General features: G+C 72.5%; 19 protein-coding genes and 1 tRNA gene. 2 read left to right on the top strand and 18 right to left on the bottom strand.

Annotation, left to right across the window (positions count from 1 at the left end; translation table 11 throughout):
* Nucleotides 1-765 carry a DUF6882 domain-containing protein gene (locus ACZDYF_RS01570; protein ID WP_475052319.1) on the bottom strand — a complete coding sequence of 255 codons (765 nt, stop codon included), beginning with the start codon at nt 763-765 and terminating at the stop codon, nt 1-3.
* Nucleotides 766-871: 106 nt separating this feature from the next.
* Nucleotides 872-1,309 carry a helix-turn-helix domain-containing protein gene (locus tag ACZDYF_RS01565; protein ID WP_191790973.1) on the bottom strand — a complete coding sequence of 146 codons (438 nt, stop codon included), beginning with the start codon at nt 1,307-1,309 and terminating at the stop codon, nt 872-874.
* A gap of 155 nt (nt 1,310-1,464) precedes the next feature.
* Here ACZDYF_RS01565 and ACZDYF_RS01560 point away from each other — a divergent pair, with 155 nt between their 5' ends.
* Complete coding sequence (locus ACZDYF_RS01560; protein ID WP_191790974.1) at nt 1,465-1,860, top strand: VOC family protein; 396 nt, start codon at nt 1,465-1,467, stop codon at nt 1,858-1,860.
* 16 nt (nt 1,861-1,876) lie between these two features.
* On the opposite strand, the gene ACZDYF_RS01555 is transcribed toward ACZDYF_RS01560, so the two are convergent.
* From ACZDYF_RS01555 to ACZDYF_RS01535, 5 genes are all read right to left on the bottom strand, one after another.
* A tRNA-Leu gene (locus ACZDYF_RS01555) sits at nt 1,877-1,950 on the bottom strand.
* A gap of 104 nt (nt 1,951-2,054) precedes the next feature.
* A complete protein-coding gene (locus tag ACZDYF_RS01550; RefSeq protein WP_475052311.1) occupies nt 2,055-2,912 on the bottom strand; it encodes an oxygenase MpaB family protein in 858 nt (285 codons plus the stop codon).
* 202 nt (nt 2,913-3,114) lie between these two features.
* Complete coding sequence (locus tag ACZDYF_RS01545) at nt 3,115-4,671, bottom strand: NAD(P)/FAD-dependent oxidoreductase (protein WP_400273745.1); 1,557 nt, start codon at nt 4,669-4,671, stop codon at nt 3,115-3,117.
* A gap of 188 nt (nt 4,672-4,859) precedes the next feature.
* On the bottom strand, nt 4,860-6,272 hold the full coding sequence (locus tag ACZDYF_RS01540) for a hypothetical protein (RefSeq protein WP_475052309.1): 1,413 nt from the start codon (nt 6,270-6,272) through the stop codon (nt 4,860-4,862).
* The gene (locus ACZDYF_RS01535) at nt 6,269-6,601 is read right to left on the bottom strand and encodes a PadR family transcriptional regulator (RefSeq protein ID WP_191790979.1); all 333 of its coding nucleotides are present in this window, start codon (nt 6,599-6,601) and stop codon (nt 6,269-6,271) included. Before ACZDYF_RS01535 ends, ACZDYF_RS01540 begins: the two co-directional genes overlap by 4 nt.
* A gap of 302 nt (nt 6,602-6,903) precedes the next feature.
* On the opposite strand from ACZDYF_RS01535, the gene ACZDYF_RS01530 reads away from it, so the two are divergent.
* Nucleotides 6,904-7,806 carry an endonuclease domain-containing protein gene (locus ACZDYF_RS01530; protein WP_475052298.1) on the top strand — a complete coding sequence of 301 codons (903 nt, stop codon included), beginning with the start codon at nt 6,904-6,906 and terminating at the stop codon, nt 7,804-7,806.
* A 58-nt stretch (nt 7,807-7,864) separates the two neighbouring features.
* On the opposite strand, the gene ACZDYF_RS01525 is transcribed toward ACZDYF_RS01530, so the two are convergent.
* From ACZDYF_RS01525 to ACZDYF_RS01475, 11 genes are all read right to left on the bottom strand, one after another.
* Complete coding sequence (locus tag ACZDYF_RS01525; protein ID WP_475052292.1) at nt 7,865-8,818, bottom strand: Ppx/GppA phosphatase family protein; 954 nt, start codon at nt 8,816-8,818, stop codon at nt 7,865-7,867.
* A 114-nt stretch (nt 8,819-8,932) separates the two neighbouring features.
* Nucleotides 8,933-9,397: a DUF501 domain-containing protein gene (locus ACZDYF_RS01520; protein WP_475053162.1), complete on the bottom strand. Its 465-nt coding sequence runs from the start codon at nt 9,395-9,397 to the stop codon at nt 8,933-8,935.
* A 369-nt stretch (nt 9,398-9,766) separates the two neighbouring features.
* Complete coding sequence (locus ACZDYF_RS01515) at nt 9,767-10,705, bottom strand: FtsB family cell division protein (protein ID WP_225227125.1); 939 nt, start codon at nt 10,703-10,705, stop codon at nt 9,767-9,769.
* A gap of 221 nt (nt 10,706-10,926) precedes the next feature.
* A complete protein-coding gene (eno, locus tag ACZDYF_RS01510) occupies nt 10,927-12,207 on the bottom strand; it encodes a phosphopyruvate hydratase (protein WP_191790982.1) in 1,281 nt (426 codons plus the stop codon).
* Between the two features lie 259 nt (nt 12,208-12,466).
* On the bottom strand, nt 12,467-13,240 hold the full coding sequence (locus ACZDYF_RS01505) for a nucleoside triphosphate pyrophosphohydrolase (RefSeq protein WP_475052287.1): 774 nt from the start codon (nt 13,238-13,240) through the stop codon (nt 12,467-12,469).
* A 74-nt stretch (nt 13,241-13,314) separates the two neighbouring features.
* A complete protein-coding gene (locus ACZDYF_RS01500) occupies nt 13,315-15,417 on the bottom strand; it encodes a carbohydrate-binding module family 20 domain-containing protein (protein ID WP_475052282.1) in 2,103 nt (700 codons plus the stop codon).
* A 239-nt stretch (nt 15,418-15,656) separates the two neighbouring features.
* Nucleotides 15,657-16,490, bottom strand: a complete 834-nt coding sequence (locus ACZDYF_RS01495; RefSeq protein WP_475052278.1) for an ABC transporter ATP-binding protein — start codon at nt 16,488-16,490, stop codon at nt 15,657-15,659.
* Entirely contained in the window at nt 16,487-17,365 is an 879-nt protein-coding gene (locus ACZDYF_RS01490; protein WP_475052275.1) for an ATP-binding cassette domain-containing protein, read from the bottom strand. The genes ACZDYF_RS01495 and ACZDYF_RS01490 overlap by 4 nt, the downstream gene beginning before the upstream one ends.
* A complete protein-coding gene (locus ACZDYF_RS01485) occupies nt 17,362-18,303 on the bottom strand; it encodes an ABC transporter permease (protein WP_475052272.1) in 942 nt (313 codons plus the stop codon). The genes ACZDYF_RS01490 and ACZDYF_RS01485 overlap by 4 nt, the downstream gene beginning before the upstream one ends.
* Complete coding sequence (locus ACZDYF_RS01480) at nt 18,300-19,268, bottom strand: ABC transporter permease (RefSeq protein ID WP_475052268.1); 969 nt, start codon at nt 19,266-19,268, stop codon at nt 18,300-18,302. Before ACZDYF_RS01480 ends, ACZDYF_RS01485 begins: the two co-directional genes overlap by 4 nt.
* A gap of 10 nt (nt 19,269-19,278) precedes the next feature.
* Nucleotides 19,279-20,781 (bottom strand): ABC transporter substrate-binding protein, encoded by a 1,503-nt coding sequence (locus tag ACZDYF_RS01475; RefSeq protein WP_475052261.1) that lies wholly within the window; start codon nt 20,779-20,781, stop codon nt 19,279-19,281.
* Nucleotides 20,782-21,230 lie beyond the last annotated feature (449 nt).

Genomic DNA, 21,230 nt, shown 5'->3' with positions numbered 1-21,230 from the left:
CTACTTCTTGCGGCCGAACCAGCCGCGGCGCTCGGGCTGCGCGGGTGCGGGCGGCGGCGCAGGGACCGGCTCGGGGGCGGCCGCGACCGACGTGGACAGGCCGCTCAGGCGACCGCGCTCGTCGAACGACACGGTCACCTCGCCGTCGCTCGCGCCCACGAGCGCCGTCTGCTCGTCCTGCCAGCGGATGTCGAGCCCGCGCAGGACCGCGTAGGCCCGCACGGCCCGGCGATGGTCGGCCACGGCCGTGCTGCCGATCCCCTCCGGGACCACGCGCGCGACCCGCGCGACCGTCGCGGGCGGCAGCTCGAACCGCGGGTGCGTCACGAGGAACCACGCGCACGTGCCGCCTCCCGTCGGCCCGGCGAAGTGCGTGAAGTGACCGGTCACGGCCTTGGCCGCGAGCGCGAGCCGGTACGGGACGGCGTCCGTCAGGAGGATCTCCGGCGTGCTCAGCTCGAAGATGCCGCCCGTGACCCCGCGCTGGTGCACGTGCTCGGCCGCCGCGACGACGCCCTCAGGGAAGTGGTTCACGTTGTGCCAGCCCCACAACCAGCTCTGCGTCGCGGGTGCCGCCGTGCCCAGGAAGTGCGCCCCGCACACGAGCGGGATCTCGCTGTGGAACGTGAGCGTGCCGGCCTCCAGGTCCGCGTCCCACGCGGACTCACCGCCCAGGTCGGCGAAGTGCGCCTGGTGCTCGGCGGACAGGATCACGGCGCGGTCGACGAGGTCCTGGAGGGTGGGCGCCGGGTTCGTCTGCGACATCCTGACAGCACACCACCGACGGCCGCTCGGCGCGCGGCGAAACGGACAGATCGCCGCCGCTCGCGGCGGGATTCACCCTGGGCGGAACCGACGGCGCTCCGACCCCTCAGGCGGCGAGCAGCAGGACCGTCGTCGTGGGCGTGCCGCTCGTCACCGAACGGGCCGGTGGCGCGGACCGCCGCGGCGACGCGGCGAGCGCATGCAGCTCGCGCACGGCCCGCGGCTGCGAGGAGAGGCTGCGGCGCTCGGCTCCCGCCCGACGGCTCGCCTCGGCGTCGAACTCGTCCTGGCTGCGCGCCAGGAGGTCCACCACGCGCAGGCCCAGAGCGCGGCAGATCGCGGCCAGGACCTCGGACGACGCCTCCTTGCGACCGCGCTCGACCTCCGACAGGTACGCCGTGGAGACCTGCGCCGCGAGGGCGACGTCGAGGAGCGTGCGCGCCTGCTCGGTGCGCTCGGCACGCAGGATCCCACCGACGACGTGCCGCAGCAACGGCTCGGCGGTCCGGCGCTCGAAGAGCACCACCTGGCCTGCGGCTGCCATCGCGTGCTCCCTCGTCGCGGGTCGTGGGGCGCGGGTGCGCCGTCCCCTCAACCTAGCGCCGCCCCGTGCGGCCGACGCCCGCAGAAGTGGCCCGTCTGCTGCTGGCGTAACGTGGGAACGGCTCCGAGGAGACCTTCGCGAGAGGCGGCCCACCGATGTTCCGCACGCTCTTCCCCATCCTCACCACGACCGACCTCGACCGGTCGCTCGTCTTCTACCGCGACCTGCTTCGCGGCACGGTCACCTACCAGTTCCCCGACGACGGACCACCCGTGTACGTCTCGGTCGCCGTGGGCGACGCGTCGCTGGGGATCGGGGTCGACCGCGAGAGCACCGACGTCGGGCACGCGCACCTGTGGGTCACGGTCGACGACTGCGACCAGGCCGTCTCCCACCTGGCCGCGGCCGGGGTCGTCGTGGTGTCCCCGCCCGCGGACCAGCCGTGGGGCGAACGCGTCGCCCGCGTGCTGGACCCCGACGGGAACCAGGTGTCGCTCGGGCAGGAGGCCGCCGAGGACCCCGAGCCGGACGGGCCGACGGGGTTGTCGTAGTACCCCCGCGTCGCGGTGCCCCCACTGGGACTCGAACCCAGACTGCGCCGATTTTAAGTCGGATGCCTCTGCCGATTGGGCTATGGGGGCCGGGGGTGAGGATATCCCGGCGGAGGTCGGGCGGACAGGCGGGACCAGGATGCCGGTCCCCGCCTTCGACGCTCGGGACGGTGACCCGGCAACGGTCGCTACCGCTACCGCGACCCGGCCAGCGCCCAGCGGATCGCCTTCGTGACCGTGCGGCCACCGGCCCGCACCAGCACCGACTCCCCCCGCACCGGCCACCGCACCGGGATCATGCGCCGCGACCACGAGGGCAGCGACGCGACCGAGGCCGCCCCCAGCGCCGCGTACGGGCCCCGGGCGAGGAATGGCAGAGGGGGCTCGGACAGCAGGAAGCGAGCGACGTCGTCGGACTCGGAGGTCCTCGCGAGCTGCGGGCGGAACTCCTCGAAGGCCCTCGCCAGCTCGGCACGCGAGCGCGGCGGGTCCACGGCCCCGAGCCGGTCCGCGATCGTCGCGGCCTGGGCCAGGTACTCGTCGCAGCCCGCGGCATCGAGCGGGCGCTCGCCGTAGCGCTGGTGCGCGGCGAGGAAGCTGTCGGCCTCGGCGACGTGGACCCAGCGCAGCAGCCACGGGTCGTCGGCGGCGTACGGGCGCCCGTCGGAGGCCGTGCCGCGTACGCGGACGTGCACCGAGCGGACGACGTCGATCGCCTGCTGCGCGTGCTCGACCGTCCCGAACGTCGTGACCGCGAGGAACGTGCTCGTGCGGGCCAGACGCCCCCACGGGTCGCCCCGGTACCCGGAGTGCGCCGCGACCGCGGCCATCGCGAGCGGGTGCAACGACTGGAGAAGCAGCGCGCGCAGGCCGCCCACGAACATCGACGCGTCGCCGTGCACGCGCGCGATCGCCGAGTCGGGCGGGAACCAGCGCGGGCCAGGGGTGTCGTGGATGCGGGAGCGCTCGGCCGGACCGTCCGGGCCCGCGACACGTTCGAACAGGACTCGGCCTGCACGGGACCTCAGGTCGTCGACCACGCGAGTGCTCACCCGACCATTGTGCGCCGCGACGGATTCACGTGAAACGGGTGGTCCGGTCCGAGACGGGTGCCCAGGACAGCGGCCGGAGCACCCGTCTCGGCCCGAACCACCCGTCTCGCGGCTACCGGCCGCCCCGACGGCGCAGCAGAACGCCGTGAGGGCGGTCCCACCAGGGACCGCCCTCACGGCGTGTGCAGAGCTGCGAGCAGGCTCAGGCCTTGGTCGCGGCCTTCTTGGTCGTCTTCTTCGCGGGCCCGTGACCCTCACCGGCAGCGGCGGCCTCGGCCGGAGCCGCCTTGGCGCCGGCCTCTGCCCCGCCGTTCTCGGCCTCGGCGGCCGACGACACGGCCTGCTGCTTCACGGGCTCGCCCGCACCCTTGGGCGGCACGGACGCCTGGCGGAACTCCGCGCGCGGGTCGTGCAGCGAACCGAGCGAGACGAGCTCGCGGCCCATGAGGAACTGGCCCATCCAGCCGATCGCGATGCGGATCTTGCGGTTGCCCGTGGGCATCGCCATCACGTGGTAGCTGCGGTGCATGGCCCAGGCCAGGAAGCCCTTGAGCTTGAAGATGCCGAACAGCTCCGCGACGCCCTTGTACAGGCCGAGCGAGGCGACCGTACCGACGCTCTTGTGCTTGTACTCGACGGGCTCGTCGCTGTGCAGGATCGCGACCAGGTTGTCGGCGAGGCGCGTGGCCTCGCGGATCGCGTGCTGCGCGTTCGGCGGGCAGAACTTGCCGGGGTTCAGCAGGTCCGGGACGGCGGCGCAGTCGCCTGCGGCCCAGGCGTCGGGGATGACGTTGCCGTCCTCGTCCGCGACCTGGAGCGTCGGGAGCACGATCACGCGGCCGAGCTTGTCGACGGGCAGGTCCGAGCTCTCCTTGAGGACCGGGTTCGCCTTGACGCCCGCGGTCCACACGATGGTGTCGGTGTCGAACTCGACGCCCGTCGAGGTCACGACGTGGCCGTCGACGCACGACGACAGGAACGTGTTGAGGTGGAACTCGATGCCGCGCTTCTTGAGCTCCTCGAGCGCGTACAGACCCATGGGCTCGGAGACCTCGGGCAGGATGCGACCCGAGCCCTCGATCATCACGAAGCGCAGGTCCTCGGGCTCGATCGTCGGGTAGTTGCGGGTCGCGTAGCGCGCCATGTCCTCGATCTCGGCGATCGCCTCCATGCCCGCGAACCCGCCACCGATGAACGCGAACGTGAGCATGCGCTTGCGCAGCTCCTGGTCCCAGGTGGACGACGCGACGTCCATCCGGTTGATGACGTGGTTGCGGACCGCGATGGCCTCTTCGACGTTCTTGAAGCCGATCGCGTTCTCCGCGAGGCCCGGGATGGGCAGCGTGCGCGAGACGGAGCCGAGGCCGACGATCAGGTGGTCGTAGGAGACCGAGTAGTCGTCGCCCTCCTCCGGGTGGATCGTGATGCTGCGGCCGGCGTGGTTGATCTCCACGACCTTGCCCTGCAGCACGTCGACGCCCTTGAGGGCGCGGCGGTGAGGGGCGACGACGTCGCGCGCGTCGATCGAGCCCGCGGCGGCCTCCGGCAGGAAGGGCGCGTACGTCATGTACGGGCGCGGGTCGACGACCACGATGGCCGCCTCGCGCTTGCCGAGCTTCTTGCGGAGACGGCGCGCCGAGTACAGACCGACAGAGCCGCCACCCAGGACGATGATGCGAGGGACCTTGCGGGGACGCGGCGAGGCAGCGACGTCCGCGTTCTGGGCAGGGGTGACCGAGGTCAGGTCATTCTGAGGCATGAAACCAGAGTATTACTGTCTTCAACTTCTTGGTGAACATCTGTCCGATTGGTGAGCGTGACAACCTTCACAAGCGCCCGGGAGGCCGCCCTTTTGGGGTGTTGCTGCGGTTTCGGACCGTGCTGGCCCGAGGTCGGCCAGGCAAGCGGCGAAGGTTGCCTGACCGGCCTCGGGTTCCGCCGCGAGAATCAGCCGCCCGACGGCGCAGCTCCAGTCGAGGCTTCGAGCACCGGCGCTCCGGTGGCCGGGGAGGGCGTCCCCGGTACGCGGGCAGAGGGTGCGGTGGTCCCGTCGACCGACTGGTCCGCAGGCCCCTCGCCGCCCGTCGGAGCCTGCGGGGTGGCGGGCGCCCCCGGGTCGGCCGGGGCCGTTCCGGCATCAGGTGCGGTGCCGGGAGCGGGGGCCGACGCGCTGCCGCCCGTCGAGGGCACCAGGAGCGGCTGCGCCTGGAGGAACGGTGACGGCATGGACCGGGGCTGCTCACCCTCGAGCGGGACCGGACGCTCGGAGCCGTCCCACTCGACCGCGTCCTCGGGCAGACCGCGCAACGGGTAGACGTTCCAGCGCTCACGACCGTCGGTCGAGAACGACGGCTGGAAGTACCACCCCTGCTCGAAGTCGGGGAGCGTCCACGGCTGGGTGGCGTCCTCGGCAGTGATCGTCCGCACGGCCCGGCCCTGGTCGTCGAAGATCTGGACGTCCTGGAGGGCGCGCCCGCTCGCGTCGTAGACGAACAGGTTGCTCACGGGCGAGCCGTCGACGAAGACCCCGCTGTCGCCGTACCCGGCGCGTACGCCGCTCGCACCGAAGATGCCGGACGAGCTGTCCCGGACGCCGTCGTCGTAGCCCAGCTGGTACGACGCCGAGGAGCCCGCCGGCAGCCCGTTGAGCTCGGCGTTGGTCCCGAAGGCCGCACTCACGAAGAACGGCACGGCCACGAGGACCGCGAGGACGTCGACCGCCCTGCGCAAGGGGCGCATGCCGCGCCAGCGCAGCCACCGACCACGGCCCCACTGCACGCTCACGACGATCGCGAGCACCAGCAGGATCCGCCAGTAGGTCGCCTGCGGCACGAGCTCGAAGCTCTGCGGCCGGTGGAACCCGGAGTAGGCGACGAGCACCACGACCCACGCCCGCAGGACCCACCACGCGGGCCGCAGCACCGCGGCGAACTCGAGAAACGCGGACCACTGCGCGGAGGAGGTCAGGGGGGCCCACAGGGACCTCCACTCCGACATGAACCGCCTGCCGTCCGCGGCCAGGCGGTCCCCCAGGCTGCGCCGCGGCCGAGGTCCCGGAGCGGCAGGATCCAGGCCCGCGGCGGACCGGAGCTCGGCCGCGTACCCGGCGACCGGACCGAAGCGGGCGGCGACGTCGAGGAGGGTGGTCGCTCCGCCGTCGGGCAGGTCGCCTCCCTCCGGGAGCGGACGCAGCGCGCCCGGCATGTCGGCGAGCGCCTCTGCGAGGTCCGCCTCGAGGCCGTCGGTGAGGTCGTCGACCTGCTCGGGCGACAGGTCGGCGAGGTGCGCGCGGACTTCTGCGGCGTAGCGGCGGACCTGGTCGAGGATCACGGCCTCGGGGCTCAGGGTCGTGGACATCATGCGGCTCCTTCCGAGGTCTTGAGGAGGCCGGTCAGCGTGCCGGAGAACTCCTGCCACTCCTTGCGCTGGGTGTCGAGCATGGCCCGGCCCTGCGCGTTGATGCCGTAGTACTTGCGGTGCGGGCCCTCGTCCGAGGGGACGACGTAGCTCGTGAGCATCCCGCCCGCGTACAGGCGGCGCAGCGTGCCGTAGACCGACGCGTCCCCCACCTCCTCGAGACCTGCGGCCCGCAGGCGCCTCACGACGTCGTACCCGTACCCGTCCTCGTCCGCGACGACGGCGAGGACCGCCGCGTCGAGGACGCCTTTCAACAGCTGTGTGGTGTCCACCCTGACTCCCTGCTCGCCCGACTCCTGTGCGGCAGACACTACTACGCAACCCGCACTACCCGACAGAGTGAACTACCGCGTGTCGCACACCTACCGGCCCGCATCCGCCGAGCCGCTCCCGCCCATCCGCGGCCGCGGCCGCCGAGAAGTGAGTAGACGCCCCTGGATCGCTCGATCCAGGGGCCTCAACTCACTTCTCGGCGGGACAGGGTCCGCGTCCACAGAGTGCGCCCCGGACACCCGTGTCCACAGATCGCCCGCTCCAGCCCCCCTCACCGACCGCGGCGCGGCACAGTGCCCGCATGCGCACCGACGAACCGTTCACCGTGGCCGAGGGCCGGGCCTCCGGACTCTCCCCGAAGATGCTGCGCCACCCACGCCTCGCGATCCCCACCCGGGGCCTGCGCGTCGCGGCAGAGCATGCCGACGTGCTCTCCGTCCGGGCCGCCGCCGTGATGCGCTCCGCGCCCGTGGGCTCGGCGATCAGTCACGGCAGCGCACTCCGCCTTCACGGCGTCGACCTCCCCTGGCAGGTCGCACGCGACGACCGTGTGCACCTGAGCGTCCCCAGCAGAGCCGTCGTCCCGCGTCGCACCGGATACGTGGCCCACACGCACGACGCCGACCTGCTGCCGGTGCGGCACCTGGACGGGCTGCTGGTCGTCACCCCCGAGCACGCGTGGCGACAGCTCGCCGGGACCCTGCCTCTCGACGAGCTCGTGGTGCTCGGGGACTCGCTGCTGCGCCGCAAGTCCCCGGCCTCGACGCTCGGGCAGCTGCGGGAGACCGTGCGCGGCACGCCGGCTGGTGCACGCGGAGTCGCACGGATGCGGACCGCCCTCGACGACCTCCGCACCGGGACCGACTCGCCCATGGAGACGCGAACCCGACTCGTGCTCGTCCGCGCGGGTCTGCCGTGCCCGCAGGTCAACGTCCCGGTCCTCGACCAGGACGGCCGTTTCGTCGCCCTGCCTGACATGGTCTACGTCGCCGAGAGGGTCGCGATCGAGTACGACGGCGACGTGCACCGCACCGACGCCCGGACCTGGCGCCGGGACGTCGCGAAGAGGCAGTGGCTCGAGGACCTCGGGTGGCGGACCGTGGTCGCCACGGCCGACGACGTCTACCGCCACCCGGCGCGCCTCGTGGCGCGCGTTGCCACGCTGCTCCGGTCTCGCGCAGTCCCTGGCCCCGCCGAGAAGTGAGTTGACGCCCCTGATGCGTGCGATCCAGGGGCGCCAACTCACTTCTCGGCGGAGGAGATCACGCGATCGACAGCGCGATCCCGTCCAGGATGTCGTGCTCGCTCGTCACGACCGACGTGAGCTCGCCGCCCGCGGCCGCGACGTCGTCACGCACCCGGCGCACGACCTCGGCCCACACGAGCGCGCCCGCACCGATCACGTCGATGCGGCCCGGGTGCATGAAGCCCAGCGCCTCGCGCTCGGCGCGCGTGCGGCCCAGCAGGTCCTCGCACGCGGCGAGCGTCTGGTCGACCGACAGCACCGCGCCGTCGATCCGGTCGCGGTCGTACCGCTCGAGCCCGAGCGCGTGCGCGGTCACGGTCGTGACGGAGCCCGCGAGCCCCACGAGCGTCGCGGCCTTGCCGAGCGGGACGGTGAGCGACGCCGTGTCGAGCGCGCCCCGCACGTCGGCCCGCGCCGCCGCGATCTCGTCGGCCGTCGGCGGGTCCGAGCGCAGGTGACGCTCGGTCATGCGCACGCAGCCCACGTCCATGGACCACGCCGCCTCCGGTGCGTCGGTGCCGAGCACGAGCTCGGTCGACCCTCCCCCGAGGTCCACGACCACGAACGGGCCGGGGTGGTTCGCCGCGACCACGCCCGTCGCGCCACGGAAGGACAGCTCGGCCTCCTCCGTCCCGGACACGACCTCGGGCTCGACGCCCAGGCGGGCCAGGACGCCCTCGACGAACTCGCCGCGGTTCTCCGCGTCACGGGTGGCCGACGTCGCCACGAACCGGGTGCGCGTCGCACCGAGATCCTCGATCACCCGGGCGTACTCGGCCGCCTGGTCGAGCGTGCGGGCCAAGGCCTCCGGGGCCAGGCGTCCCGTCCGGTCCACGCCCTGACCGAGGCGCACGACCTCCATGCGACGGTCGAGCTCGGTGAGCACGCCCGTCTCGGGGTCGACGTCGGCGACGAGGAGGCGGATCGAATTGGTGCCGCAGTCGATCGCGGCGACGCGAGAAGAAGTCATGACATCAAGGGTGCCACCCGCCGGACCCGCGGCGGTCTCGGACGCCGCCCGTGGACGGTCGGCGTCGCGAGCGTCACACCGCGACGGCCGCGAGCCCGCCCGCAGGCCGCCCGCTCAGCAGGTGCAGCGGTCCGCGCGCCAGGTGCCGGCGATCATCACGAGCGCCTCGTCGCCCAGCGGGTTCACGCCGGGCCCGGCCGCGAGCGCGTGGCCCACGAGCACGTGCAGGCACTTGACGCGCACCGGCATGCCACCCGCCGAGATGCCCGCGATCTCCTCGACGCGCCCGAGCGACTCGCGCGCCGCGAGGTAGTGCTCGTGCGCGCGGCCGTAGGCGGCCGCCAGCTCCTCGTCCTGCGTCAGGCGCTCCGACATCTCCTTCATCACGCCGTTCGCCTCGAGCGTCGAGGCGCCCGCGACCGCGCCGGGGCCCGTCAGGTAGTACGTCGTGGGGAACGGGGTGCCGTCGGGCAGGCGCGGCGCGGTGTGCACGACGAGCGGGCGACCGCACACGCAGCGCGCGGCGATCCCCACGACGCCGCGCGCCGGGCGGCCGAGCTGCTCCTGCAGGACCTCCAGGTCCTCGGGCGTGACCTCGGGGCGCGAGCGGTCCGCCTCGGGGACGGCCGGGGCGTCGGCGCTGCGCGCGGGACCGCGGTCGGTCACCGGTGCCGCGTCACGGGCTGCGGCGTCGGCTGCGCCACCGTGGTCCACGGAGTCCGGGGCGGAGGAGGTCGAGTCGTTCACGAGAGGTTTCCGATCTGCGGCGTGCGGTGCTGGTCCGGCGCCGGGAGCCGACGCCCTCCCATTGTCCCCGGTCGAGCGGCCGGATCGGCAATCGGCCCTCACCGGGACGCTCGAAGGACCTGAGGGCGTGGCAGACCTGGCCGAGCCCGTCGTGCGGACCATGGCTGCCGGCACGCTCGCCGAGCGGGCGCGGCACGGCGCCTACGGTGTCGGGGCGTCCGTGGCCGGAGGGCCGTCGCTCCCCTGCTCGACCGGCGAGTCGCCGGGAGCCGGCTGCTCCCCCGCGAGCTGCACGGACCGCCACAGCGAGGTGTACCAGGGCGCGCCGTCGTTCCCCTCGACCCCGACAGGACCGTCCGTGATCTTCCGACCCGTCTCGGGATCGAGGTCGTCGACCACCGTGTCCGGGTCGATGACCCGCCACGCACGCTCGCCCGGCATCACATAGCTCAACCGGTCGCGCGCCTGGGCGATCACGTACGCCTCGTCGTCCCAGCGGCCGAGCTGGACCTGGAGGTCGTCGCGCTCGGCCTCCGCGGCCGCGACCTCGGCCCGCAGCGCGCGCAGCTCGCCCGTCTGGTTCACGTAGGCGCGCAAGGTCGGCAGGAGCAGTACGACCGCGAGGAGCACGACGACGGCGATCACGAGCGAACGGACCGTCACGACCTCGGGCAGCAGGAGGCCGTTGCGGCTGCGTCGACGGTCCGCGAGCGCCGGGGCCCGTGTCGAGGCGGTCGGTCGCGGGGTCCGCGGGGTCCGCGCCGTGCGTGCCGCGCGCGTCGTCGTGGAGGTCGAGGACTTCGAGGAACCACCCGACCGGCCGCCTGTGCCCGAGCCTCCCGAGGTGGCCGACGGCTTGCGCGGCGCTGCGGGCTTGCGCCCCGCGCCGGTCGCGGGCCCCGAGCCCTTGGCAGTGCTCGCGTCCTTGCCCGCCCCCTTCGCGGGACCGGCCTTCGGGGCACCCGTGCCGGCCCCGGACCTGCTGGACGTGCCCGCGTCGGAGCGCGACGTCGTCGGGCCGGAGGTGCCCCGTGCGCGACCCGTCGACGAACGACCGTCGCCGCGTGCGCCTCCGCCTCCGCGCCCGCCGCCCGGGCGCGGCGACGCGCCGGGCGTGGACGGACGACGGTTCGTGGGCATGGAGCCGATTGTGCCGTCCCCCGCAGCCGCTCGTGCGCAGGGTCCACGGCGTGCCGGGACAACGTGGCCGGATCAACACCAAGCGTTCACAACCAGAGCCGTCCTCGACGGCCTCGACGGCACAGCACGGACGCCCGGTGGTTCCGAGGAACCACCGGGCGTCCGGGTGCTGCGTGACGGCCGGACCGGGGTCAGGCCGTGCTCAGCGGGAGAGCGTCAGCTCACGCCTTCCAGCGCGGGAACGCCGAGGCGCCGGCGTAGCGGCCCGCGTCGTCCAGGGCCTCCTCGATGCGCAGGAGCTGGTTGTACTTGTTGATGCGCTCGCCACGGGCGGGAGCACCGGTCTTGATCTGGCCGGCGTTGACGGCGACGGACAGGTCCGCGATCGTCGTGTCCTCGGTCTCGCCCGAACGGTGCGAGACCATCGCGGTGAAGCCGTTGCGCTGGGCGAGCTCGACGGCGTCGAGCGTCTCCGAGAGCGTGCCGATCTGGTTCAGCTTCACGAGCAGCGAGTTCGCCGACTTGAGCTCGATGCCCTTGGCGAGACGCTCCGGGTTGGTGACGAACAGGTCGTCGCCGACGATCTGCACCTTGTCGCCGACCTCGGACACGAGCTGCGACCAGGCGCTCCACTCGTCCTCGGACAGCGGGTCCTCGATCGAGACCAGCGGGTAGTCCGCCACGAGCTGCTTGTAGTAGGCGATGATCTCGTCCGAGCTCGTCGCCTTGCCCTCGAACTGGTACGCGCCGTCCTTGAAGAACTCGGTCGCGGCGACGTCGAGCGCGAGGCCCACGTCGACGCCCGGCTTGAAGCCGGCCTGCTCGATCGCGACGAGGATCAGGTCGAGCGCGTCGCGGTTGCTCGGCAGGTTGGGGGCGAAGCCGCCCTCGTCGCCGAGGCCCGTCGCGAGGCCCTTGCTCTTGAGCACGGACTTCAGGGAGTGGTAGACCTCTGCACCGGTGCGCAGCGCCTCACGGAAGGACGTGGCGCCGATCGGGGCGACCATGAACTCCTGGATGTCGACGTTGGAGTCGGCGTGCGACCCACCGTTGAGGATGTTCATCATCGGGACGGGCAGGACGTGCGCGTTCGGGCCACCGACGTAGCGGTACAGGTCCAGGCCCGAGCTCTTCGCGGCGGCCTTCGCGACCGCGAGCGAGACACCGAGGATGGCGTTCGCGCCGAGCTTGCCCTTGTTCGGCGTGCCGTCGAGCTCGATCAGCGCCTGGTCGATGAGGCGCTGGTCCTCGGCCTCGAAGCCGAGCAGCTCGGGGGCGATCTCGTCGATGACGGCGTTGACCGCGCCCTCGACACCCTTGCCCAGGTAGCGGGACTTGTCGCCGTCACGACGCTCGACGGCCTCGAAAGCGCCGGTAGAGGCGCCCGAGGGGACGCCTGCGCGGGCAAAGGTACCGTCGTCGAGCACGACCTCGACCTCGACGGTGGGGTTTCCGCGCGAGTCGAGAATCTCGCGTGCTCCAACGGCTTCGATGCTTGCCACGGTTGCTCCTTCAGCTGCTTCCAGGTCCGGAGCGCAGGGCAGGCGACGATGGCGGTCGGGCGCGTCCGGGGTTGTCGCAACCCAGCCTAGTGGTCGGGAACACATAGTGCTTCGGGCGTCGCCTCGTGGACACGATCGCCCGCATGTCGGCCGTGCTGCTCGCCGGGGGTGTGCACGCGCCGAGGGTGACAGGTCGGGACGCCGACGGTGACCCGACGCGGTGCCGAGGGTGAGGCCGAGGCCGAGGGTGACGCTCGGGTCACCCCCGGCGGGCGTGCCCGTCACCCTCGGCGGAGACGATCGCCCGCTCGACCTCGCGCAGCGCGACCCGCAGCGCCGTCTCGGCGTCCACCCCGTCGGCCTGGGCGCGGCGCACGACCTCGAGCAGCTCGTGCCCGTACGCCCGTTCCGCGTCGCCCGGCGTGCCCGACGGCGCCGCTCCCCTCCCGTCCCCCACCTCACCGGGGGCGACAGGAGGGACCGACGCGACGACCGCCGTCGGGCCGGTGCCCGCGACGGCCTCCCCCAGCCCGGCGCGCTGCGCGCGGGACAGGACCTTCTGGGCGCGGGCGAGCGCTCCCTGCGCGAGCGGGATGCCCTCGAGGACGGACTCGCGCTGCTTCTCCTGCTGCTTGATCTCGTCCCACTGCGCGTACAGGGCCGCGTGGCCGTCCCCCGTGGTGACCGCGGTGTCCGCGAACACGTGCGGGTGACGCCGGACGAGCTTGGCGACGAGGTCGGCCGCGACGTCGTCGACCGTGAACGGGGCGACCGGGTCCTCGCTCGCGATGCGCGCGTGGAACAGGACCTGGAGCAGCAGGTCGCCCAGCTCCTCGCGCATGCCCGCGCGGTCGCCCGTCTCGATGGCCTCGGCGAGCTCGTGCGCCTCCTCGAGCAGGTAGCGGACCAGGGTCTCGTGCGTCTGCTCGCGGTCCCACGGGCACCCGCCGGGCGAGTAGAGCCTGTCCATGACGGCGACGGACTCGCGCAGGGGGTCGACGGGACCGGGGTGGTTCGGCTCGCTCGTGGTCATGCGCCCATCGTAGGGAGGCGGACCGGAGGGCCCCTGGACGGGAGCCCTCCGGTCTGTTGCCTGGCGGGAGCCGGCTACCTCCAGGTGTCGGTGAGGGTCACGGCCCCGTTCGGTCCGACCGTCGCGGTGCGGTTGGCGCCGCTCTCCCAGACCACGGTGCCCGCGCCGTCCTTCTTGACGTACTTGTACTCGAAGGTGGTGCCGGCGGGCAGGTCGAGCACGACCTTCCACACGGGGTACGTCGCGGAGGACAGGGGCTTGGCCGCGGCGGGAGCCCACGAGCCGAGGGCGGGGATGCTGCCCACGACGTAGACGTTCTGCCCCAGGACCGTAGTGGCGTTCACGGAGAAGCTCGCGTCGCCGTCGGTCTCACCGGGACCGCCACCGGTCCCCGCGCACGGGTTGCCCGCGGTCACGACGCCACCGGAGACCTGGACGTGGTGCCCGGTCAGGGCGTAGTCCTTGCCGCCGTTGTTGTCCCAGGTGCCCGAGCCGTTGGTGAACGCGGCCGTGACCGTCGCCCCGTTCGCGGGGACCTGGCGCGAGACCCAGCCCGTGCAGGCTGTGGTCATGTCGACCCCGGGAGCCGTGGTCCAGGCGCCCGCACCGACCTTGTAGTGGACCTTGTACGCGTTCCACCCCTTCGAGGTCGAGTAGTAGACCGTGGTGGCGGAGGTGGTCGGGCAGTCGACCGTGCACGGCGTGCCACCGGTCTTGCCGACGTGCAGCGCGAGCGCGCCGAACGCGGGCACGGTCGCGGTGAAGGTCCCCGAGGCGCTCACGGTCCGGGTCACCGAGCAGTCCTTGGCGGCCACGACGTCGCAGTAGGTGCCCGCGGGCAGCGACGACTGGTAGGTGCGCGTCACGGCGGAGGCTGTGTTGTTGATCGCCACGTAGCCCTTGGCCCCGCGGCCGAACGCGATGTTGTTGTTGCCGTCGTCCCACCAGTTCGTCACGGACGTGCCCTCGACCGTGTTGTGGAAGCCGACCATGCCGGCGATCTCGGTCCAGCGCTGCGTGCAGGTCCAGGCGCTGTTCGAGCAGCTCGCGTCGGGGACCGAGGCGCTGGTGGCGCCGGGAGCGCCGGCGTCCTTGTCGGTCCACGTGTAGCCGGTGTAGACCGCGGGCGAGCCGTAGGGCCAGGAGAGCATGAACGCGTTGGCGAGCTTGTACTTGGCGCCCCACTTGTAGCTCATGGTCTCGCCGTTGCGCTCGGTGTCGTGGTTGTCGACGAAGACCCCGGCACGGTCGGAGGTGAGCAGCCCGTTGCCGATCTCGTCGAGGCTCGCGATGCTGCCGTCGAAGCGGCTCTTGAGGGTGCGGGCGTAGTTGAACTCGTGCGAGTCGCCGCTGCCCAGGTACTCGGAGGGCTGGACGGGTTCTCCCCCGGCCCCGATGACCTCGTGGACCCAGTAGACGTTGGGGTTGGTGAGCTTGGCCTTGATGGCCTCGAGGTCGGCGGCCGGGATGTGCTTGGCCGCGTCGATGCGGAAGCCTGCGACGCCCAGGCCGAGCAGGTCGTTCATGTAGCCCGCGATCTTGCCGCGCACGTAGTCGGAGCCGGTGCGCAGGTCCTGGAGCGAGACGAGGCGGCAGTTCTGGACGTTGTACCGGTCGCCGTAGTTGGTGATGTTGGCGCGGCAGTCGTTGAAGTCGTTGTACCCGTAGGGCACGCCGGGGAAGCTGTCGACCGAGTAGCCGGTCCCACCCGTGCCCGTGCCCGACCCGGTGTCGGCTCCCGCCATGTGGTTGACGACCGCGTCAACCACGATGCCCACGCCGGCGGTCCGACACGTGCTGACCATGTTCTGGAACTCGGCACGGTTGCCGAGCTTGGACTCGATCTTGTAGCTCACGGGCTGGTAGGAGGTCCACCAGGCGGTGCCCTGGATGTGCTCCTGGGGCGGGGAGACCTGGACGTAGCCGAACCCGGCGGGCCCGATCGTGCTCGTGCACTCGGCGGCGACGGCGTCCCAGGTCCACTGGAACATGTTGAGGACGACGTTCCCGCGACCGTTCTCGGAAGCGACCACGGGGGAGGGCGTGGGCGCCTTGGCCGCGGCGGGCACGGCCCCGGCGACGAGTCCCGACGTGACCACGGCGAGCGCCGTGAGCCCGGCGAGAAGTCTGCGCCGCGGCTTCGTGCGGACCGGTCTGGTTGTTCGGCTGAGCATCATTGCTGCGTTCTCCGTTTCGGTGCTGCGCACAGCCCCGCATCGGCGCGTGGCTGCCCGTCCTTCGCCCCGGCGTCGGCGCCGGCGCGTCTACCGCTTCCCCTGCCATCGCTCCGGTCCGATCGACCGGCCGAGCCCAACCCCCTGCCACTTTGCAGAGATTTGCGGGTTCTTGCTGAAAGATTACACAGACGGATGGGACGTGTCAGCCCTTTCGGACACGCAAGAAGGTTGCAGGTCGCTCACGGCAGCGTCGGCACCGCCGCGAGCAGCTCGCGCGTGTACGCGGCGGCCGGCCGGGTCAGCACCTCGCGCGTGGGGCCGGCCTCGACGACCTCTCCCCCGCGCAGCACCACGGTCTCCTCGCACAGCTGCCCGACGATCGCCATGTCGTGGCTGACCAGGACGAGCGTGAGCCCCAGCTCGCTCTGGAGCCGGCGGAGCAGGTCCATGACCTGCTCGCGGACCGACACGTCGAGCGCGCTCACGGGCTCGTCGCCCACCAGGACCGACGGCGAGGGCGCGAGGGCTCGGGCGATCGCGATGCGCTGACGCTGGCCGCCCGAGAACTGGGCCGGGTACTTGGTCCGGGCGTCGGGGTCGAGGCCGACCCATCCCAGCACCTCGTCGACGCGCGCCGACACGTCGCCGCCGATCTTGAGCGAGCGCAGCGGCTCGGCGACGATCCGCGCGACGGTCATGCGCGGGTCGAGCGACGTGCGCGGGTCCTGGAGGACGACCTGGACCTCGCGGCGATACCGCCGCATGAGCGCGCGGTCCCGGCGGTCCAGGGGCGCGCCGCGGTAGGAGACCGTGCCGCGGGTCGGGCTGTCGAGCCCGAGCAGCAGGCGCAGGAGCGTCGACTTCCCCGCGCCCGACTCCCCCACGATCCCCACGCTGCGGCCCGCCCGGACCGCGAGGTCGACGCCCGCGAGCGCCGCCGTCGGAGGCGTGCGGCGCGATCCGCCGAACTCGCGCCACACCCCGTCGAGCGCGACGAACGGTGGGGCGTCACTCCCGGGGTTCCGGTCACCCCCGGCACGCAGGGCGTCACCCTCGGCGGGCTGGTCGCTCATCGGTCCTCCAGGGGCGTCGGGTGCAGGGTGCGCGTGGTCGGGTGCAGCGTGGTCGAACTCGGGTGCTGCGTCGGTAGGTGGGTCACGGCGCGCGCCGCGGCGAGCAGCGACCGGGTGTACGGGTCCTCGGGCGAGTCGAGGGCGCGGGCCACGGTCGTGGCCTCGACGACCTGCCCGTGCCGCATGACGACGAGGTCGCGCGCGACGCGGGCGACGACCGGCAGGTCGTGCGACACGAAGACCAGGGCCGTCCCGGTGCGTTCGATGAGGTCGTCGAGCAGGTCGAGGATCTCGGCCTGGACGGTCACGTCGAGGGCCGTGGTGGGCTCGTCGGCGATGAGCACGTCGGGCTCGCACGCGAGCGCCATGGCGAGGCACGCGCGCTGGCGCTGGCCACCGGAGAGCTGCCAGGGATAGGACCCGAGGATGCGGTCGGTGTCGTCGAGGCGCACGAGGCGGCACAGGTCGGCGGCGATCTCGGCGGCCCGTGCGCGCGAGACCTTGCGGTGCAGCCGCAGCGGTCCGGCGATCTGCCGCCCGATCGTCATGAGCGGGTCGAGCGCCGTGAGGGGCTCCTGGAAGACCATCGCGATGCGGGCCCCGCGCACGCGGCGCATGGCCTTCTCCCCGAGGGGCAGCAGGTCGGTCCCGTCGAGCAGGACCTGCCCGGTCGCGGTCATGCCGTCGGGCAGCAGCCCGAGGATCGCGGCCGCGGTGAGCGACTTGCCCGAGCCGGACTCGCCGATCACGCCCAGTCGCTCGCCGGGGGCGACGTGCCAGCTCACGTGGTCGAGCAGCACCCGGCCCGACGACGTCCGTACCGTCAGGTCGCGCACCTCGAGCCCGGTGGTGCTCGTCGCGGGAGTCGCGGTCATCGGTCGCCTCGCAGGCTCGGGTCGGTCCGTTCGCGGATGCCGTCACCCAGGAGGTTCAGGCCGAGAACGGTCCACGCGATGAGCAGCCCGGGCAGGATCGCGCCGAGCGGCTGGACCGCGACGGACTTCTGGGCGGCGCTGAGCAGCCGCCCCCAGGACAGGGCGGTCGGCGAGCCGAGCCCCAGGTAGGACAGCGACGCCTCGGCGAGGATCGCGCCGCCCGCGAGCAGCATGAGCTGGACCAGCAGGGTGGGGGCCACGTTGGGCAGGACGTGGCGCAGGATCGTCCCCCACCATCCGGTGCCCGACGCCGTCGCTGCCGTCACGTAGTCCTCGCGCAGCACGCGCGCGGCGTTGACCCGCGTGACGCGCGCGATCACCGCGGCCCCGGAGATGCCGATCGCGACGACGGCCGAGGTCAGCGACGCACCGCGGACGGTCACGATGAGCATGGCCAGCAGCAGGGTCGGGAAGGCGATCATCAGGTCGATGACGTTGAGGAGCGCGACATCGGCCCACCGGGTGGTCGCCGCGGCGACCACGCCGATCGCGATGCCCAGCACGCCCGCGATGACGACCGACGCGATCGCCACGGTCATCGCGACCGTGGCCCCGCCCATGAGCTGGCTCAGCAGGTCGCGTCCGAGGCGGTCGGTGCCCGCCCAGAACTGGGCGCTCGGTCCCTCGAGCCGCCCGCCCGTGCCGGCCGCGCCCACGCCCACGTCGTACGGCGTCCAGAAGACCGCGACGACACCGACCACGACGACCAACCCGACCATGACCAGACCCGCGACGAACGACGGGCTGACGCTCCGCCGTCGGGCACGCTTGGCACGACCGTCCCCGGGCGACGGCACGAGCCCGCCCTCCTCCCGCGCCGGGGCCAGGCGCCCGGATCCTTCGACGACGGGGATCTCCCCGCCCAGGTCGATGCTCATCGTGCGCCTCCGAGGGCAGAACCGGCACGCAGCCGGGGGTCGATGCCGCGCTGGGCGAGGTCGACCAGGAAGTTCGTGACGAGGACCAGGGCCGTCAGGCCCAGGACGAGGGCCTGCACGACAGGCAGGTCGCGCCCCGCGACCGACGACACCAGGAGCGTGCCCAGGCCCGGCAGCGCGAAGACGTTCTCCACGACCACGGCCCCCAGCAACGACGTCGCGAGCTCGATGCCGAGGATCGCGACGACCGGGACCGCGCCATTGCGCAGCCCGTGGCGCGCCAGGGCGTGCCACCGGCCGTAGCCGAGCGACCGCGCCGTGCGGACGTAGTCCTGGTCCAGGACGTCGAGCGTCGCCGACCGCACGTAGCGGACCATGACCGACGACATGGCGATCGCCACGGTCGCCACCGGCAGGACGAGCGACCGCACGGCCGCCGCGGGGTCCTCCCAGCCCTGGCGCGGGAACCCGCCGGGCGGCAGGACCCCCGCCTCGAGCGCGAAGACCCACACCAGGATGACGCCGACCCAGAAGACCGGCACCGCGACGCCGAGCTGGGACACGGCCGAGACCGCGACCCCCACGACGCCGCGGCGCTTGACCGCCGCGACCACGCCGAGCGGCACCGACACGAGCACCGAGACCGCGAACGCCGCGAGGCTCAGCGGCAGCGTGATCGGGAGCTTGCTCGCGATCAGCTCCCCCACGGGCAGGCGCGAGACGAACGACGTCCCGGCGCTGCCCGAGAACAGTCCCGCGACCCACTGCCCGTACTGCGTCCACAGGGGCTGGTCGGTGCCGAGGTCGGCACGCAGCTGGTCGAGCTGGTCGCTCGTGGTGCCCACGCCGAGCGACGTGCCCGCGCTGTCCCCCGGCAGGAACCGGAGGACGGCGAAGACCACGACGCTCGCGAGGACCAACGACAGCAGCAGCGTGCCGACGCGCGTCAGGAGGTAGCGGGACATGGGTGCTCGGTCAGCCTTCCCGCACGATGTCGGCGACGTAGAAGCTCTCCGTCACCTGGTTCACCGGGAAGCCCGTGATCTCGGCGCGCGCGACCCGGATCTGCGGGTCGAGGTACAGCCAGGCGCTCGCCGCTTCCTGCCCGATGGTCTCGTTGACCTGGGTCAGCAGGGCCGTCTGCTCGTCGGTCGTGGCCGCCTGGTCGGCGTCCGCGACCCACTGCTGGACGTCCTCGTTGTCGTAGCCCCAGTAGAAGTCCGGGTTGGCGTACCAGACGACGTCGCGCGGGTTCACGTGGCCCATGAGCGTGGTCTGGAAGTCGTGGTCCGTGTAGATCTTCTGGTACCAGGTCGCGTCGTCGACCGGGTTGAGCGTGAGCGTGACGCCCACGGCCTTCAGGTCCGCCTGGAGGAGCTGGGCGATGGTCTCGGACGGGTCGCCCGCGACGTAGTCGACCGCGATGCTCAGGTCGCTCACGCCGGCCTGCGCGAGCAGGTCCTTCGCGGCCTGCGGGTCGTACGCGTGCACGTCGGCCTGATCGACGAACCACGGGTCGGTCGGCGGGACCATCGAGCCGATGACCTGACCGCGCCCGTCCCACACGGCGTCGAGGATCTTCTCGCGGTCGATCGCCTGGTAGAGCGCCTGGCGGACACGGACGTCGTCGAACGGGGCGACGCGGTCGTTGAACGCCCAGATCTGCTTGGTCGTCGAGGTGCCCTCGGTGATGGTGAACTCGTCGTTCCCCTCGAACTGCAGGAGCTGGTCCGGGGAGTCCTCCGCGATGACCAGGTCGAGGTCGCCGGTCAGGAGCGCGTTGTTGAGCGCGGTCGTGTCCTGGAAGAAGCGGAACGTGACGCCCGAGTTCTTGGCGGGCTCGCCCCAGTAGTCGTCGTTGCGCTCGATCGTGAGGTGGTCGCCCTGCGTCCACTCGACGAAGCGGTACGGGCCCGTGCCGTTGTCGCTCGTCAGCTCGGTGTCGCCGTCCCGCACGATCGTGACCGACGCGAGGTAGAACGGCAGCGACTGGCTGCGGCGCGACAGGTCGAGCTGGACCGTGGCGTCGTCGGGGGCCGTGATCGCGGAGATGACCGACAGGTCGTTCTTGCGCGCGCTCTTGGACTCGGGCGCGATGGTCTGCGAGATGCTCCACACGACGTCCTGCGCGCTCAGCGCGGACCCGTCGTGGAACGTGACGCCCGGCTGCAGGTGGAACGTGTAGACGAGGCCGTCCTCGGACACGTCCCAGTCCTTCGCGAGCGTCGGGACCACCTCGCCGTCGACGTCGACCGAGGTCAGGCCCTCGAACACGTTGCGCGTCATGGTCTGCGAGACGCCCGAGCTGCCGCCGACGTTGCGGACCAGTCCGGTGGGCTCGTTGGTCGAGCCGATGACGATCTCGGCGTCTGCGCCGGCCGCGGCGCTGCTGCTCGCGCTGCCGGACCCACCCGAGCCGCACGCGGCGAGCAGGAAGGTCGTCGCCAGGACCGCGGCGGCTGCCTTGAGGGTTCTCATGGGGGTTCTTCCGTTCCAGAAGGTGCAGCGGGGCCGCACGGGGACCACCCCGTTCTCGCGACCTGGGGCGCGGGACGAGGTGGTGAGGGGTTCGTGGAGCGCGGTCGTCCGACGGATGGCGGGGGCCGGGTGGCGGAGACCGGGAGGGCTCGGGCGTCACGAGCGCGGCCGACGGTGCGGGGCGCTGCGATCACGGGGCACGACGACGCGTGCGACGGGAGAGCCGGAGGTTCAGACCTGTGCGTCAGGGGCGGTCACGTCGGGGAGCACCCGCGACGGACGCCGCCTGTCAGCGGCTGTTCAGAGACAGCGACAACAGCGGGCGGCGCTCGTCGAGCCGTGCCGTCCGGTGCTGGTGGTGCGCGTGGAAGCGCTCAGGTCGAGAAACATGATGCGACAACTATCTCACCGACCAGGCGGTATGGATGCGTACGACCGGTGTGGCGGTC

The organism is Oerskovia sp. PE-21s (genome assembly GCF_056158145.1).
The sequence above is the reverse complement of the archived record's forward strand: the minus strand, read 5'-3'. Positions and strand labels throughout refer to the sequence as shown.

Excerpts from the sequence above, each read along its gene's own strand:
- ACZDYF_RS01570 (WP_475052319.1), bottom strand. The coding sequence starts at position 765 with ATGTCGCAGACGAACCCGGCGCCCACCCTCCAGGACCTCGTCGACCGC.
- ACZDYF_RS01565 (WP_191790973.1), bottom strand. The coding sequence starts at position 1,309 with ATGGCAGCCGCAGGCCAGGTGGTGCTCTTCGAGCGCCGGACCGCCGAG.
- ACZDYF_RS01560 (WP_191790974.1), top strand. The coding sequence starts at position 1,465 with ATGTTCCGCACGCTCTTCCCCATCCTCACCACGACCGACCTCGACCGG.
- ACZDYF_RS01545 (WP_400273745.1), bottom strand. The coding sequence starts at position 4,671 with ATGCCTCAGAATGACCTGACCTCGGTCACCCCTGCCCAGAACGCGGAC.
- ACZDYF_RS01540 (WP_475052309.1), bottom strand. The coding sequence starts at position 6,272 with ATGATGTCCACGACCCTGAGCCCCGAGGCCGTGATCCTCGACCAGGTC.
- ACZDYF_RS01530 (WP_475052298.1), top strand. The coding sequence starts at position 6,904 with ATGCGCACCGACGAACCGTTCACCGTGGCCGAGGGCCGGGCCTCCGGA.
- ACZDYF_RS01525 (WP_475052292.1), bottom strand. The coding sequence starts at position 8,818 with ATGACTTCTTCTCGCGTCGCCGCGATCGACTGCGGCACCAATTCGATC.
- ACZDYF_RS01515 (WP_225227125.1), bottom strand. The coding sequence starts at position 10,705 with ATGCCCACGAACCGTCGTCCGTCCACGCCCGGCGCGTCGCCGCGCCCG.
- ACZDYF_RS01505 (WP_475052287.1), bottom strand. The coding sequence starts at position 13,240 with ATGACCACGAGCGAGCCGAACCACCCCGGTCCCGTCGACCCCCTGCGC.
- ACZDYF_RS01500 (WP_475052282.1), bottom strand. The coding sequence starts at position 15,417 with ATGATGCTCAGCCGAACAACCAGACCGGTCCGCACGAAGCCGCGGCGC.
- ACZDYF_RS01495 (WP_475052278.1), bottom strand. The coding sequence starts at position 16,490 with ATGAGCGACCAGCCCGCCGAGGGTGACGCCCTGCGTGCCGGGGGTGAC.
- ACZDYF_RS01490 (WP_475052275.1), bottom strand. The coding sequence starts at position 17,365 with ATGACCGCGACTCCCGCGACGAGCACCACCGGGCTCGAGGTGCGCGAC.
- ACZDYF_RS01485 (WP_475052272.1), bottom strand. The coding sequence starts at position 18,303 with ATGAGCATCGACCTGGGCGGGGAGATCCCCGTCGTCGAAGGATCCGGG.
- ACZDYF_RS01480 (WP_475052268.1), bottom strand. The coding sequence starts at position 19,268 with ATGTCCCGCTACCTCCTGACGCGCGTCGGCACGCTGCTGCTGTCGTTG.
- ACZDYF_RS01475 (WP_475052261.1), bottom strand. The coding sequence starts at position 20,781 with ATGAGAACCCTCAAGGCAGCCGCCGCGGTCCTGGCGACGACCTTCCTG.